Genomic DNA, 13,908 nt, shown 5'->3' on the forward strand with positions numbered 1-13,908 from the left:
TCCGGGGGCGGATCGGTTCGCCGCCGCCAATCCCGGGCCCGGCCCTGACCTGCTGCGAAACTCGCGAAATGATCCAAAGCACTACACAAGGGACTCCTCGCCGCAGCCGCCGGGCGAGGTCCGCCGCGCTCGCCTCCGCCGTCACCACCGCCGTGGTCACCACCACGGCGGTCCCGGCCCTCCTCCTGCTCGGCCCGGCGGCCGCGCCGGCGGCGGCCGCGAAGCTGCCCGGCGGCCTCGGCCCGTGCATGCCCGGCAGCTGCCCCGACCCCTTCCCGGGCATCAACAACCTCGACTTCGCCGGGCGCGACAAGGCGATCAACATCTTCGTCGGCGAGGACTTCCTCGTGCGCGGCTCCGCCGCCGAGGCCGAGGGCCGGGTGGTCGTGCTCGACGACTTCGACATGGCAAAGAGCGCCTCGGCCGGCTCCACGTACAACATCGGCGAGGTGGGCGTCGGCTCGCGCGTGCCGCCGCCCGACGGCTCGGACTGGCTGACCGCCGGCGGCAAGGTGAGCGTGGCCGCCGGCCAGCGGCTGCTCGCCGAGAAGGGGGTCGTACGGCACGCGGGCGCGCTGACCGGCACCGTGGTCGCCACGCTCGACCGGGACCCGGACGCGACCGACCCGTACACGGCGCTGCGCGACCAGCTGACCACCGCGAGCCGCTGTTACGCACGGGTCGACGGCAAGCCGCGGACGCCCACCGGCACGGCGGTGAACCAGGGCGGCCAGACGCTGTTCACCGGCGACAACAGCTCGGCGCTCCAGATCTTCAACGTCGACTTCGACATGACCACCGCCACCGGCGGGCAGCAGGGAATCGTCTTCCGGAACATCCCGGCGAACGCCACGATCCTCGTCAACGTCCTCGGCGCGAACCGCACCATCAGCACCTACAGCGGCGGCATCGACGACAGGACGGACCCGCTCAACGCCTACCGCGAGCGGCTCCTCTGGAACATCCCGGACGCCGCCACCGTGAACCTCGCGGGCACCGGCCAGTTCCAGGGCAGCGTCCTCGTCGGCGAGCAGAAGTCGACCACGACGGTGACCCTGCCCGGCGTCAACGGGCGCTTCTTCACGACCGGTTCGCTGACCCACACCAGCAGCGCCACGGGCGGCGGCGGGCAGGAGTTCCACGCGTACCCGTTCAACGGCGAGCTGCCGGACTGCGGCGACTCGCCGAACGCGACGGGCGTGGTGAAGGTGGTCAAGACGGACGCCGAGAGCCGCGAGGAACTGCAGGGCGCGGAGTTCCGGCTGTGGAAGGAGACCAACGGCAAGGACGGACTCCAGACCAACGGCGCGAACGCCGACACCGCCGTCGGCGACCCGTGCACGACCGACGCCGACGGCGTCTGCTCCCGCACGGTGGAGACCGGCACGTACTACTGGCAGGAGACCAAGGCCCCGGACGGCTACGCGCTGCCCGACCCCGCCGTCTTCGGTCCGCTCGTCCTCACCGAGCAGAACGCCGAGCGGGGCGTGACGGTCCAGGCCCGCGACACCCGGCTGCCCGTGACCGGCGCCGTCGACGTGCTCAAGCTGGACGCGGAGAGCGGCGCGGTGCTGCCGGGCGCCGAGTTCCGGCTGTGGAAGGAGACCAACGGGACGGAGGGCCTCCAGACCATCGGCATCAACCCCGACACCATGGTCGGCGACCCGTGCACCACGAACGCCGACGGCCTGTGCTCCCGCACGGTGGAGACCGGCACGTACTACTGGCAGGAGACCAAGGCCCCGGCGGGCTTCGACCTGCCCGACCCGGCCGTGTTCGGGCCGCTCGTCCTCGACAAGGAGAACGCCGAGCAGGGCGTCTCCGTCACCGCCAACAACTCCCGTACGCCGGTCGTCCCGACCAGCGGCGAGGTGCGGGTGGTCAAGAAGGACGCCCGGACGGGCGACGAACTGCCCGGCGCCGTCTTCCAGTTGTGGAAGGAGACCAACGGCACCACGGGCCTGCAGACCACCGGCGGGACCCCGGACACCGAGGTCGGCACCCCCTGCACCACCGATTCCAACGGCGTCTGCACGCACGCGGTCGAGCCGGGCACCTACTACTGGGAGGAGCTGACCGCGCCCGCCGGGCACGAGCTGCCCGACCCGGCCGTCTTCGGCCCGCTCGTCCTGAGCGAGCAGTACATCGAGCAGGGCGTCACGGTCGAGGCGCTCAACGAGCGCACCCCGGTCGTCCCGACCAGCGGCTCCGTCGAGATCCTGAAGAAGGACGCCACGACCGGCGCCGTGCTCGCCGGCGCGAAGTTCCAGCTGTGGAAGGAGACCAACGGCACCGCCGGGCTCCAGACCACCGGCGCGAACCCCGACAGCGCCCGGGGCGAGTGCGTCACCGGCGCCGACGGCCTGTGCTCCCGCACGGTGGAGACCGGCACCTACTACTGGCAGGAGACCAAGGCCCCCACGGGCTACGACCTGCCCGCCCCCGCCGTCTTCGGCCCGCTCGTGCTCACCGAGGACAACGCGGCCTCCGGCGTGCGGATCACCGCCCGCAACACCCGCACGCCCGAGCCGAAGGGCTCCCTGAAGCTGCTCAAGACCGACGCCAAGACCGGACGCCCGCTGGCGGGTGCCGTGTTCGAGCTGTGGCGCGAGACGAACGGCACGGCCGGGCTGCAGACCGGCGGCGCCAAGCCCGACACCCGGGTCGGCGCGGGCTGCGCGACGGACGCCAAGGGCGTCTGCGCCTTCGGCGACCTGCCGCTCGGCGCGTACTACCTGCGGGAGACGGCCGTGCCCGAGGGGTACGTGCTGCGGCCCGGCAACGCCTTCGGGCCCTTCGAGATCACCAAGGGCGACCAGGGCAGGCCGGTGGAGGTGAGCATTCCCAACGAGCGCGGCGAGCCGTGCCACGGGAAGGACTGCAAGAGCCGCCCCAAGCGGTGACCTCCTGAGGATCTCCTGCAGACCTTCTGAAGACGTTCTGAAGGGGCGGGGCACGTTCACCGGTTCGGCCGCGCAGGCCGGGCCGGGGCCGGTCGGCACTGATCGACTGGGAGCGAACGTCCCCACCCCTTCAGGAGGTTCCGAAGTGCTCACCCTTCGGGCAACCGGTGCCGCGACCGCCGCCACGGCGTTCGCGGCACTGCTGTGTGCGGCCCCCGCCGCCCTGGCCGCCGCCCCCACCGCTCCCGCCGGCACGCCCCTGGCCGCCGCCGCGTGCACGGCGCCGACCGGCCCGTACCAGCGGCCCCTTGAGCAGTACCTGGGGCGGCCCGTCGACGGCGTGCAGTCGGCGGAGGACTGCGCCGCCATCCGGGCCTTCCAGCAGCGCGAGAAGACCCCGCGCACCGACGGGTACGCCGACCTCGCCACGTACCGCACGATGGTCGCCGCCCAGGCCCGGCCGAACCCCAACGCGCAGGGCCGCTGCCCGGTGCGCGCGTACCGCGTCACCTGCGTCGACATGGACCGGCAGCTGCTGTGGGTGCAGACCGGCAAGAAGATCGGCTTCGGCCCGGTCCCGATCCGCACCGGCCGCGACACCATGGAGACCCGGCCGGGCTGGCACGCCATCTACTGGCGGGACAAGGACCACGTGTCGAGCCTGTACGACGACGCCCCCATGCCGTACGCCCAGTTCTTCGACGGCGGCCAGGCGCTGCACGGACACCCGGGCAACCTCTTCGACGGCGGCGGCTCGGCCGGCTGCGTCAATCTGTCGATGAAGGACGCGGAGGCGCTGTGGAAGCTCCTCAAGGTCGACGACCGGGTGTACGTATGGGGGACGAAACCCGGCACCGCCGACTGAGCGCGGCCGCCCCACATCAGTCTTCGAATGTGACCTGCGTCATATTTCGTCACGCCCATCGGGGGCGCGGTGTCTTGAGGCCGAACCCCTGAGGGCGAACCCCGCCGGCGGGGACGACGGAGGAGAGACGCGATGAACGAGCACCTGAGCGGCACGGACACCGGCACCGGAAACGGCATCGACGTCGTCGTGGTCGGCGGCGGCTACGCGGGCGTGATGGCGGCCAACCGGCTCACCCAGAACCCCGACCTCAACGTGACCGTGATCAACCCGCGCACCGAGTTCGTGCCCCGGCTGCGCCTGCACCAGCTGGTCGCCGGGACGCACGAGGCGGTCGTCGCGTACCGGGACGTGCTGGCCGAGCGGGTCGCGCTCGTCGTGGACGACGTGACGCGGATCGACGCGGCGCGGCGCCGGGTGCTGCTCGGCTCGGGCGGGTCGTTCGGCTACGACTACCTCGTGTACGCGGTGGGCAGCGGCGCCGGCGAGCCCGCGGTGCCGGGGGCGGCCGCGTTCGCGTACCCGGTGGCCTCCCTGGAGGCGGCCCGCCGGCTCAAGGAGGTCGTCGAGGGCGCGCCCGCGGAGGCCGCCCTGACGGTGATCGGCGGCGGCCCGAGCGGCATCGAGACCGCCGCCGAACTCGCCGAGCGGGGACGGCGGGTGACCCTGTCCTGCGGCGGCGTCCTGGGCCCGTATCTGCACCCCGCCGCCCGCCGTACGGTGCTCAGGCGGCTGACCGGTCTCGGCGTGACCGTCCTCGACGGCCCCGGGTCGCGGGTGACGGAGGTGACGCGCGAGGCGGTACGGCTCGCCGACGGGCGGGAGCTGCCGAGCACGGTGACCGTGTGGACGGCCGGCTTCGGCGTGCCGGACCTGGCCGCGCGCAGCGGGCTCAGCACCGACGCGGCCGGGCGGCTGCGCACCGACGAGACGCTGACCTGCGTGGGCGACGAGCGGGTGGTGGCCGCCGGGGACGCGGCGGCGCCGTCGGACCTGCCGTTCCGGATGAGCGCCTACGCGGCGGGCTGCCTGGGCGCGCACGCCGCCGACACGGTGCTCGCCCGGGTCGCGGGGCGGCGGCCGGAGCCGATCGACCTGTCGTTCCCGGCGATGTGCATCAGCCTGGGGCGGCGCGCCGCCGTCTTCCAGCTCGGGCGCAAGGACGACACCGCCCGGCGGCTGTACGTCCCCGGGCGCGCGGGTGCGAAACTCAAGGAACTCTCCTGCGAGTTCAGCGTCAAGCACCTGAAGGAGGAGGCCCGCACGCCGGGCAGGCACTCGTGGCCGAAGGCCGGGAACGTACGGCGGGACGCGCTGCGGGCGCTGCGGGAGAGCGAGCGGGTCGGGGCATGAGCGACGACCGGAACGACACCGACACGACGGGGGATTCGAGCGGCATGGGCGGCATGGGCGGCATGGAGCGGAACACGGACGACGGCAGCGGCACGGACGCGTCGACCGACGCGGCGACGGACGCCTTCGTCGCCCACCGCAACCTGCTCTTCACCGTGGCGTACGAGATGCTCGGCTCGGCCGCCGACGCCGAGGACGTGCTCCAGGAGACCTGGCTGCGCTGGGCCGAGGTCGACCTGGCACGGGTGGAGGACCGCCGGGCGTATCTGGTCCGGATCACCACCCGGCAGGCGCTCAACCGGCTGCGCGCGGTGAAGCGGCGGCGCGAGGCCTACGTCGGGCAGTGGCTGCCCGAGCCGCTGCTCACCACGCCGGACGTGGCCGAGGACGTCGAGCTCGCCGAGAGCACGTCGATGGCGATGATGCTGGTCCTGGAGACCCTGGCGCCCACCGAGCGGGCGGTGTTCGTACTGCGCGAGGTCTTCGACATCGGGTACGCCGAGATCGCCGAGGCCCTCGGCAAGACGCCGGAGGCGGTCCGCCAGATCGCGCACCGGGCCCGCCGGCACGTCGACGCCCGCCGCCCGCGCACCCCGCTCCCGCCGGAGAAGGTGCGCGGCGTCCTGGAGTCCTTCCGCCGCGCGCTCGAATCCCGCGACCCGCAGAGCTTCCTGGACGTGCTCGCCCCGAACGTCGTGCTCGTGAGCGACGGCGGCGGCGTGAAGCGGGCCGCGCTGCACCCGGTGGTCGGCGCCGAGACGTTCGTCCGCTTCTATCTGGGCGGCACCGCCAAGCACGGGGTGCACGTCAGCTGTGTCCCGACGGTGGTCAACGGCAGCCCGGCGCTCGCCGTGCTGGTCGACGGCGAACTCGACGGCGTGATGGCCTTCCGCGTCGAGGACGACCGCATCGCCGGCATCTACTTCGTCCGCAACCCGGAGAAGCTGACCCGCATCGCCTCCGAGACCCCGCTGACCCGCTGACCCCGCAGCCCCCCTGACCAGCTGCCCCACGCGCTGAACTCACCCTTTCCGCAACGACTCTGACGGTCCATCCGAGGAGGCGTCATGAATGCTGCCCAGAACACGTCTTCCCCCTCCCCCTGGTCGCGGGTGGCCGCGACCGTCGGGCTGCTCACGGCGGTGGTCGCCGTGCTGCTCACCGCCTTCGCCTGGCCCTCGGTGCGCTCGCATCCGCACGACGTGCCGATCGCCGTCGCGGGCCCGCCGGCGGCCGTCGCAAAGGTCCGCACCGCCCTGGACCGCGCCCGGCCCGGCGCCTTCGCCGTCACCGAGGTCGCCGACGCGGCCGCCGCCGAGCGGCTCGTCCGGGACCGGGCGGTGTACGGGGCGGTGGACGCGGGACCGGGCGGACCGCGGGTGTTCGTGGCCTCGGCCGCGAGCCCGGTGGTCGCGCAGAGCCTCCAGGGCCTCGGGGCCGCGCTCGCCCCGGCGCCCCGGCCCTCCGGCGGCGGCGCCCCGGCGGCCGGCCCGGTCACCGATCTCGTACCGCTGCCGGCCGAGGACCCGCGCGGCGCCGGTCTGTCGGCCGGGGCGCTGCCGCTGGTGATGGGCGGGCTGCTGGCCGCCGTGGTGCTCACCCGGTTCGTACGGGGCACCTCGCGCCGGGTGGTGGGCGCGCTCGCCTTCGCGCTGACCGGCGGCGCGGCCGTGGCGGCGCTGCTGCAGTTCTGGCTGGGCTCGCTCGGCGGCTCGTACGCGGCGAACGCGGGCGCCGTCGCCCTGGCCGTGGCGGCCACCTCCGTGAGCGTGATCGGGCTCGAAGCGCTGCTCGGGACGGCCGGGCTCGCGATCGGCGGCGTCACGATGATGCTGATCGGCAATCCGCTCTCGGGCACGGCGACCGCGCCGGAGATGCTGCCGGGGTGGAGCGGGGAGTTCGGCGGGCTGCTTCCGCCGGGCGCGGGTGGCCGGCTGCTGCGCTCCACCGCCTTCTTCGACGGCCACGGCGCCGCCTCCGCGCTCACCGTGCTCGGTGTCTGGCTCGCCGTCGGCGCGCTGCTCTGCCTGGCCGGCACCCTGCGGACGCGTCACACGACCGCTCCCGTCCGACCGGCCTGACCTGCCCGATCCGCCTGCGGCTCCGGCACCGGATCGGTGCGGGGCCACAGGCGGCGGGCGAGCAGGCTCCCGGCGAGGGCGAGGACGGTGAGCGCGCCGGTCGCGGCGGCCGGTCCGGTGCGGGCGGTGAGCCAGCCGGTCAGCGGATAGGTGAGGAGCCAGCAGGCATGGGTGAGGGAGAAGCGGGCGGCGAAGGCGGCGGGCAGGTCGCCGGGGGCGACCGAGCGGCGCAGCACTCGGCCGCCCGGGGTGAGCACCGCCGAGCTCGCCGCGCCGATGACCGCCCAGGCCACGAGCAGCGCGGGCCACGCCCAGGCCCCCGGCCCGAGGGCCAGGCCGGCCGCGCAGACCGCGAGGGCGGCCGTCAGGACGCCGCCGGCGGCCGGCATCAGGGCCCGCTCGGTGACCGTCCGGTCCAGGACCCGGGGCAGCAGGAGGGCGACCGCCATGGAGCCCGCGCCGTACGCGCCGAGGGCGAGCGGGACGTCGCCGGCGGGCCGGCCGAGGGGGCCGCGGACGAGGACCACGGTGTCCACCAGGACCAGCGCGCCCGCGGCGGCCACCGCCAGGTCGAGCGCGAGCAGGGCGCGCAGGGCCGGGGTGGCGAGCAGGAGCCGGGTGCCGCGCAGTACCTGCCGGCGGGGCCGGGGGTCCGAGGGCCCGGCGGTGGGCCGGGGCGTGGGCAGCAGGACGGACACGACCAGGGCGGCGGAGGCGGCGAAGCCGACGGCGGTGCCGGTGAACAGCCACGCGTACCGGACGAGGGAGAGCAGCGCGGCGGCGAGCACCGGGCTGAACAGGCTCTCCAGGTCGTAGGCGAGCCGGGAGAGGGACAGGGCGCGGGTGTAGTCGCGTTCGTCGGGGAGCACCTCGGGCACGGTCGCCTGGAAGGTGGGCGTGAAGGCGGCGGAGGCGGCCTGGAGCAGCAGGATCAGCGCGTACACCTGCCACACCTGGGTGACGAAGGGTAGCGCGAGCGCGACGCAGGCCCGGATCAGGTCCATGGAGACGAGCAGGGCGCGCCGGGAGACGCGGTCGGCGAGGGCGGTGGCGAGCGGTGCGATCAGCACGTACGCGAGCATCTTGATCGCCAGGGCGGTGCCGAGGACGGCGGAGGCGTCGGCCCCCGCGAGGTCGTAGGCGAGGAGGCCGAGGGCGACGGTCGCGAGGCCGGTGCCGACGAGGGCGACGACCTGGGCGGTGAACAGATGGCGGTAGGTGCGGTTGCGCAGGACGGACGGCATGGGCCACCTCGGGGGCGCGGGTGCCTCCACCGTAGCCGACGCGTGCGCATGTGCGCACGCGTTGAATCGTCCAGTCCCGGCGGAAGGTGCCCCGGTGGCGCTCAGTCGTGCCAGGGCTCGCCCGTCACCTGGTGGTCGGCATGGCTGATGGCCTCGACGACCAGGCGCTTCATGTGCCCGTCGGGCAGCGAGTAGACCACCCGCCGGCCCTCCTTGCGGGACTCCACCAGACCGCCGAGGCGCAGCTTGGCCAAGTGCTGGCTGACGGCGGGGCGGGCGGCGGCGACGCTCTCGGCGAGCGCGCTGACATCGGACTCGGCGCGCGAGAGCAGCCACACCAGATGCAGCCGGGTGGGGTCGGAGAGCAGCCCGAAGACCCGGGCGGCGGCGTCGAGCTCGCGGACGCCGGGGGTGTGCTCATGGGTGCGCGGGTGGGCGCCCTTCGGGTCTGCCGGTTCGGGGTCGCCGTCACGTGAGGCCATGGGGGCATCGTAGGCACGCTCGCCGACACTCGACCCCATCCGCCGGTCCCGGAGCGACCGACTTCCGCCGTCCCGGACCGAAAGGTTCCGCCCGTCCCGGACCCGAGGCTTCCGCGGTCGCGCCGCCCGCGCCACGGGTAGACCTCCCTGGTGGACATGAACACGACCCTCGCCGTTCCCCGCATCGAACGGCTCCTTCAGGACGGGGTCCGCGCCCAGGTGTTCCCGGGGGCCGTGTGGGCGGTCGGGGACGCCGGCGGCGCGGTGGCGGGCGGGGGCGTCGGGGCGCTCGCACCCGGGGGCGAACCGGCGGGCGCCGACGCGCTGTTCGACCTCGCGAGCCTCACCAAGATCATCGCCGTGTGGCCGGTCGTCGGCACCCTGGTGGAGAACGGCAAGCTGCCTCTCGACATACCGCTGGGCGACTTCTGGCCGGAGGCGGCCGGGCATCCGCTGGGCGACGTCACGCCGTTGCAACTGCTCACCCACACCGCCGGGCTGCCGCTGCGCGCCAACCTCCGCGCGCTGTACGGCTCGGACCCGCAGGACGTACGGGACGGGGTCGTCCGGGAGCGGTTGCGGCGGCGGCCCGGCGAGGCGGTGGAGTACACCGACCGGGCGGCGCTGGCGCTCGGCTATCTCGCCGAGTTCCTGACCGGCGGCCGGCCGCTGCGCGAACTGGCCGCGACCCGGGTGTGGCAGCCGCTCGGGATGACGGAGACCCGGTACGGGCCGCTGCCGCCTGAGCTCGTCGCACGGGCCGCGCCGACCGAGTACGACGAGGAGACCGGCACCCATCTGCGGGGCACCGTCCACGACTTCTCGACCCGGCTGCTCGGCGGGGCGTGCGGGATCGCGGGGACCTTCGCCACCGCCGGGGACCTGGGGCGCTTCCTGCGGCAGGTGCTCGATCCCGTACGGCCGCCGTTCGGGGCGGAGTGGACGGCGGCGTCGCTGCGCGTGCGGACCGGCGAACTCGCCCCGCCCCGCGGCCTGTTCTGGCATCTCGCGCCGGGCACGACGGCCCGCGACGACATCTGGGCGCACTACGGCTTCACCGGCACCGGGATGTGGGTGAGCCCGGCGCGCGGGCGGTGGGCCGTCCTGCTCACCAACAAGCTGTACTTCACGCGCGCGACGGGCCCGATCACCCGGGTCCGGGACGCCTTCCGCGCGACCGCCTTCCCGTGACCCACAGTGACCGTGGGTGACCGGATCGGGCCGGGATCGTTGCACGCCGTAAACGATCAGGCAGGCGACGAGCAGTGGAGGCACGACGATGGCGACGATGGGAGACGAGCGGACGGCGTTGATGACGGAGCCGGCGGCGGAGCGAGGGACACGATGGCCGGTCGCCGACCCCGGGGACGTACGGGCGGCGGCGGACGCGCTGACCCGGGGCCGCGCGGTGCTGCACGGCTTCGCCAACATCCACGCGCTGACCGCCCGACCCGACCGGGAGGGGGTCGCGCTCGCCAACCGGCTCAAGGGCCGCCCGGAGGGGCATGCCGGCAGCGTCACCACCACACCGGAGGCACTGCCCGGGCTCTTCGACTGGACCCGGCTGCCCGCCGAACTCCCCCGCCGCCCCCTGCGGTTGCTCATGGAGGAGCTGTACGAGCTGGGGCCGTTCGGCTTCCGCGGGCCGGCCGCGGAGACGGTGCCGGACCATCTGACCGCCGTACGGGACGGGGTGCGCACCACCCGGGTCGTGGCGCCCGGCCGGCACTGCCCGTCGAACGCCTTCTTCGCCGCCGCGCTCGACCGCGTCGGCACCGGCCTGCTGTTCACCGCCTTCGCCGACCCATCACGGCATCTGCCCGACGTACCGGTCCTGGCGCACGCCGATGACAGGGCGACACAGGCACACCACCCGCATCACGCGCCGGTGCCGGTGACCGTCGTGGCCTTCCACCGCTCGGCGGGGTACGGCCGGGCGGGGCTGCCCGCGCTGATCCTGGAGCGGCCGGGTTCGCTGTCCGCCGAGCACCTGCGGTCGGTGGCCGCGAACCACGGCTTCGCGCTCGCCCCGGCCGTCCCCCGGGCGGAGGCGCGGGTCTACGCACCCTCCGCAGCGCGGTAGGCGCGCAGGAAGGCGCCGACGCCGCCGCGCAGAAGCCGGTCGGTCTCGTCCTGCGGGAGCGGCAGCAGGCCGTAGACGGAGCGCTGGAGGACGGCGGCCGAGGTGAGGGCCGGGAAGTGGACGGCGGCGAGGGCGGCGTCGCCGTGCAGGTCGAGCAGCCCGGCGTCCTCCAGGGCGGCGAGGGCGGCGGTGAAGGCACGGGCGACGGGGAGCGGGCCGGCCTCCCGCCAGGCGGTCATGACCTCCTCGGGCATGTGCCCGGCATCGGCGTGGATGTGCCGGACGAGGGCGAAGTGGTCCTGGTACTCGCCGATGAGGTCGGTGAACGCGTGGGCGAGGGCGACCAGGTCCCGTTCGAGGTCGTCGGGGTGGGGCGGGCGCGCGGGGTCGAGGAGCGCGTGGAGGCGGGCGAGCTGGGCGTCCCGCACCTCGTTGGCCGTCCAGGTGACGACGGTGCGGAACAGCAGGGCCTTGCCGCCCGGGAAGTGGTTGTAGAGCGTGCGCGTCGACACGTCCGCGGCGGCGGCGATGGCGTCGACCGAGGCCCGCGCGTAGCCCTCGCGGCCGAAGACCCCGCAGGCCGCGCGGACGATGGCGAGCTGTTTCTCCAGCTTGCGGGGCGGGACCTCGCGCTTGGCGCGCTCCATCCAGGCGTCGTTGCTGCTGCTCATGACGGCACCTTACCCGTGGAACCTCGGACAAGTACAACGGGCGTTGCACTTTTTACAACGCTCGTTGTACCTTCCTGGTGTGCCGGAACGCAGCGGGCGTTCCGGCCGCTCATGGAGGGGGAACAGCCATGTCCACGACCAGTGTTGAGAACGCGGGCGTCGAGAACACCGGCCAGAACACCGGCGCGACGGCTCCGCTGCGCGTCGCCGTCCTCGTCGGCAGCGTCCGCGAGGGGCGCCAGGGCCCCGCCGTCACCGACTGGTTCACCCGCGTCGCCGCCGCGCACGGGGGCCTGGAGCTCGATGTGATCGACCTCGCCGAGGTCGATCTGCCGCTGGTCATGCCCGGCTGGGGCGGGGAGGTCGACCCGCGCGCCGTCGCCGCGCTCGCCGAGGTCTCACCGCGGCTCGCCGCCGCCGACGCCTTCGTGGTCGTGACCCCCGAGTACAACCACAGCTTCCCGGCCGTCCTGAAGAACCTCATCGACTGGCACCGCACCGAGTGGTACGCCAAGCCGGTCGGCTTCGTCTCGTACGGCGGCCTCGGCGGCGGCCTGCGCGCGGTCGAGCAGCTCCGGCTGGTCTTCGCCGAGCTGCACGCCACCACCGTGCGCGACTCGGTCAGCCTGCACGGCCCCTGGTCCGGCCTCGGCGAGGACGGGCAGCCGCTCGACCGCACCGTCGCCGAGGGCGCCGCCAAGGGCATGCTGGGCCAGCTCACCTGGTGGGGCCGCGCGCTGCGCACCGCCCGGGCCGACCTCCCGTACCAGGGCTGAGGGGGCACCGGCCATGACCTCCGCACCGCCCCGTACCGGACCCGTCGCCCCTTCGGGGCAGACGGTCCCGGGCGGACCGACCGGCACCGCGCTCAACCGGGTCCTCGCCGTCACCGTCCTCGGCTCCGTCATGGCGGTCCTGGACATGACCATCGTCAATGTGGCGCTCCGCAGCCTCTCGGACGCCTTCCAGGCCCCGCTGACCACCATTCAGTGGACCGCCACCGCCTACACCCTGGCGCTCGCCGCCGTCATCCCGACCGCCGCCTGGGCGATGGGCCGGATCGGCGCCCGCCGCACCTATCTCACCGCGCTCGTGCTCTTCACCCTCGGCTCGCTGCTCGCCGCGCTCGCCTGGGACGCGGGCAGTCTGATCGCGTTCCGGGCCGTGCAGGGGCTCGGCGGCGGGCTGCTCATGCCGGTCGGCATGACGATGGTCATGCGCGCCGCCGATCCGGAACGGATGGGCCGGGCGATGGCGATCGGCGGACTGCCGATCCTGGTCGGCCCGGTCATCGGGCCCACCCTCGGCGGCTGGCTCGTCGACGCCGCGACCTGGCACTGGATCTTCCTGGTCAACCTGCCGCTCGGCGCGCTCGCCCTCGTCCTCGCCGCCCGGCTGCTGCGCCCCGACGCGCCGCGCGTCGGCGCACCGGCGCCCCGGCTCGACGTACCGGGCCTCCTTATGCTCTCCCCCGGGCTCGCGCTGCTCCTGTACGGGCTCGCGCGGGGCGGCGAGGACGGCGACCCGACCGCGCCCGGGGCGCTGCTGCCCGCGCTTGCCGGACTCGTCCTCGTGGCGGGTTTCGTACGGCGGGCCCTGACGGCCCGTGAGCCGCTGCTCGACCTGCGGCTGCTCCGCGACCGCACCTTCGCCGCGGGCATCGGCACCCTCGCCCTGTTCACCTGCGGCTACTTCGGCTCGATGCTGCTCGCGCCGGTGTACTGGCAGTCGGTGCGCGGGTTCACCGCGAGCACCGCCGGGCTGCTCTCCGTACCCGTCGGGCTCACCGTCGGCCTGACGATGCAGCTCGCCGCCCGGCGCATCGACCGGACCACGCCCCGGCGGCTGATCCCGATCGGTGTCGTCCTCGGCGCGCTCGGGATGGGGCTGAGCGCCGTGCAGACCGGCATCCCGGACGTGGCGGTCTGGCGGCCGATCGCGGCGGCGATGCTGATGGGCGTCGGCTCGGGCATCGTCCTGATGCCGACCATGACCACCGCGAGCCGCGACCTGCCGAAGGACCGGCTGGCCGCCGCGAGCACCGCGCTGAGCATCAACTCGCAGCTGGGCGCGTCCATCGGCACCGCCCTCTGCTCGGTGGTCCTCGCCTCGGCCGGCACCGACCCGGCCGGTTTCCGGCTCACCTACGCGGTCGCGGCGGCCCTCATCGCCCTGGCCGTCCTGCCCGCGCTGCTCCTGCCGGGCCGCCGGGCCTGAGGCCTCCCT

Annotated in this window: 12 protein-coding genes; 9 read left to right on the forward strand and 3 right to left on the reverse strand. The window is 74.5% G+C overall.

The annotated features are described in order from the left end of the window. The first annotated feature begins 68 nt into the window (after positions 1-68). The 5 genes from JAO84_RS12105 (at position 69) to JAO84_RS12125 (ending at position 7,202) form a co-directional block, all read left to right on the forward strand. Positions 69-2,903 (forward strand): SpaA isopeptide-forming pilin-related protein, encoded by a 2,835-nt coding sequence (locus JAO84_RS12105; RefSeq protein WP_370412872.1) that lies wholly within the window; start codon positions 69-71, stop codon positions 2,901-2,903. Positions 2,904-3,048: 145 nt separating this feature from the next. Next, entirely contained in the window at positions 3,049-3,768 is a 720-nt protein-coding gene (locus JAO84_RS12110; RefSeq protein WP_370412873.1) for a L,D-transpeptidase, read from the forward strand. 132 nt (positions 3,769-3,900) lie between these two features. Continuing rightward, positions 3,901-5,121, forward strand: a complete 1,221-nt coding sequence (locus tag JAO84_RS12115) for an NAD(P)/FAD-dependent oxidoreductase (RefSeq protein WP_370412874.1) — start codon at positions 3,901-3,903, stop codon at positions 5,119-5,121. Positions 5,122-5,174: 53 nt separating this feature from the next. Beyond that, positions 5,175-6,104 (forward strand): RNA polymerase sigma-70 factor, encoded by a 930-nt coding sequence (locus tag JAO84_RS12120; RefSeq protein WP_370416733.1) that lies wholly within the window; start codon positions 5,175-5,177, stop codon positions 6,102-6,104. An 84-nt stretch (positions 6,105-6,188) separates the two neighbouring features. Continuing rightward, complete coding sequence (locus tag JAO84_RS12125; RefSeq protein WP_370412875.1) at positions 6,189-7,202, forward strand: ABC transporter permease; 1,014 nt, start codon at positions 6,189-6,191, stop codon at positions 7,200-7,202. Here the strand turns inward: JAO84_RS12125 and JAO84_RS12130 are convergent. Both JAO84_RS12130 and JAO84_RS12135 read right to left on the reverse strand, forming a co-directional pair. Beyond that, entirely contained in the window at positions 7,172-8,446 is a 1,275-nt protein-coding gene (locus JAO84_RS12130; RefSeq protein ID WP_370412876.1) for an MFS transporter, read from the reverse strand. The two genes, JAO84_RS12125 and JAO84_RS12130, sit on opposite strands and share 31 nt — an antisense overlap. Positions 8,447-8,547: 101 nt before the next feature. Continuing rightward, positions 8,548-8,928: an ArsR/SmtB family transcription factor gene (locus tag JAO84_RS12135; RefSeq protein ID WP_370412877.1), complete on the reverse strand. Its 381-nt coding sequence runs from the start codon at positions 8,926-8,928 to the stop codon at positions 8,548-8,550. A 156-nt stretch (positions 8,929-9,084) separates the two neighbouring features. On the opposite strand from JAO84_RS12135, the gene JAO84_RS12140 reads away from it, so the two are divergent. Both JAO84_RS12140 and JAO84_RS12145 read left to right on the forward strand, forming a co-directional pair. Then, the gene (locus tag JAO84_RS12140; protein ID WP_370412878.1) at positions 9,085-10,119 is read left to right on the forward strand and encodes a serine hydrolase domain-containing protein; all 1,035 of its coding nucleotides are present in this window, start codon (positions 9,085-9,087) and stop codon (positions 10,117-10,119) included. Between the two features lie 88 nt (positions 10,120-10,207). Beyond that, positions 10,208-11,011 carry a hypothetical protein gene (locus JAO84_RS12145; RefSeq protein ID WP_370412879.1) on the forward strand — a complete coding sequence of 268 codons (804 nt, stop codon included), beginning with the start codon at positions 10,208-10,210 and terminating at the stop codon, positions 11,009-11,011. Here the strand turns inward: JAO84_RS12145 and JAO84_RS12150 are convergent. Next, the gene (locus tag JAO84_RS12150; protein WP_370412880.1) at positions 10,987-11,682 is read right to left on the reverse strand and encodes a TetR/AcrR family transcriptional regulator C-terminal domain-containing protein; all 696 of its coding nucleotides are present in this window, start codon (positions 11,680-11,682) and stop codon (positions 10,987-10,989) included. The two genes, JAO84_RS12145 and JAO84_RS12150, sit on opposite strands and share 25 nt — an antisense overlap. A 128-nt stretch (positions 11,683-11,810) precedes the next feature. Here JAO84_RS12150 and JAO84_RS12155 point away from each other — a divergent pair, with 128 nt between their 5' ends. Then, positions 11,811-12,458, forward strand: a complete 648-nt coding sequence (locus tag JAO84_RS12155; RefSeq protein ID WP_370412881.1) for an NADPH-dependent FMN reductase — start codon at positions 11,811-11,813, stop codon at positions 12,456-12,458. Between the two features lie 13 nt (positions 12,459-12,471). Next, positions 12,472-13,899, forward strand: a complete 1,428-nt coding sequence (locus JAO84_RS12160) for a DHA2 family efflux MFS transporter permease subunit (protein WP_370412882.1) — start codon at positions 12,472-12,474, stop codon at positions 13,897-13,899. Positions 13,900-13,908 lie beyond the last annotated feature (9 nt).

The sequence above is a fragment of the Streptomyces fradiae genome, from assembly GCF_041270065.1.
In the GTDB taxonomy this organism is placed as follows: Bacteria; Actinomycetota; Actinomycetes; order Streptomycetales; family Streptomycetaceae; genus Streptomyces.

Coding starts and splice junctions, on each gene's coding strand:
- JAO84_RS12105 (WP_370412872.1), top strand. CDS start 69: ATGATCCAAAGCACTACACAAGGGACTCCTCGCCGCAGCCGCCGGGCG.
- JAO84_RS12115 (WP_370412874.1), top strand. CDS start 3,901: ATGAACGAGCACCTGAGCGGCACGGACACCGGCACCGGAAACGGCATC.
- JAO84_RS12120 (WP_370416733.1), top strand. CDS start 5,175: ATGGGCGGCATGGAGCGGAACACGGACGACGGCAGCGGCACGGACGCG.
- JAO84_RS12125 (WP_370412875.1), top strand. CDS start 6,189: ATGAATGCTGCCCAGAACACGTCTTCCCCCTCCCCCTGGTCGCGGGTG.
- JAO84_RS12130 (WP_370412876.1), bottom strand. CDS start 8,446: ATGCCGTCCGTCCTGCGCAACCGCACCTACCGCCATCTGTTCACCGCC.
- JAO84_RS12135 (WP_370412877.1), bottom strand. CDS start 8,928: ATGGCCTCACGTGACGGCGACCCCGAACCGGCAGACCCGAAGGGCGCC.
- JAO84_RS12140 (WP_370412878.1), top strand. CDS start 9,085: ATGAACACGACCCTCGCCGTTCCCCGCATCGAACGGCTCCTTCAGGAC.
- JAO84_RS12145 (WP_370412879.1), top strand. CDS start 10,208: ATGGCGACGATGGGAGACGAGCGGACGGCGTTGATGACGGAGCCGGCG.
- JAO84_RS12150 (WP_370412880.1), bottom strand. CDS start 11,682: ATGAGCAGCAGCAACGACGCCTGGATGGAGCGCGCCAAGCGCGAGGTC.
- JAO84_RS12155 (WP_370412881.1), top strand. CDS start 11,811: ATGTCCACGACCAGTGTTGAGAACGCGGGCGTCGAGAACACCGGCCAG.
- JAO84_RS12160 (WP_370412882.1), top strand. CDS start 12,472: ATGACCTCCGCACCGCCCCGTACCGGACCCGTCGCCCCTTCGGGGCAG.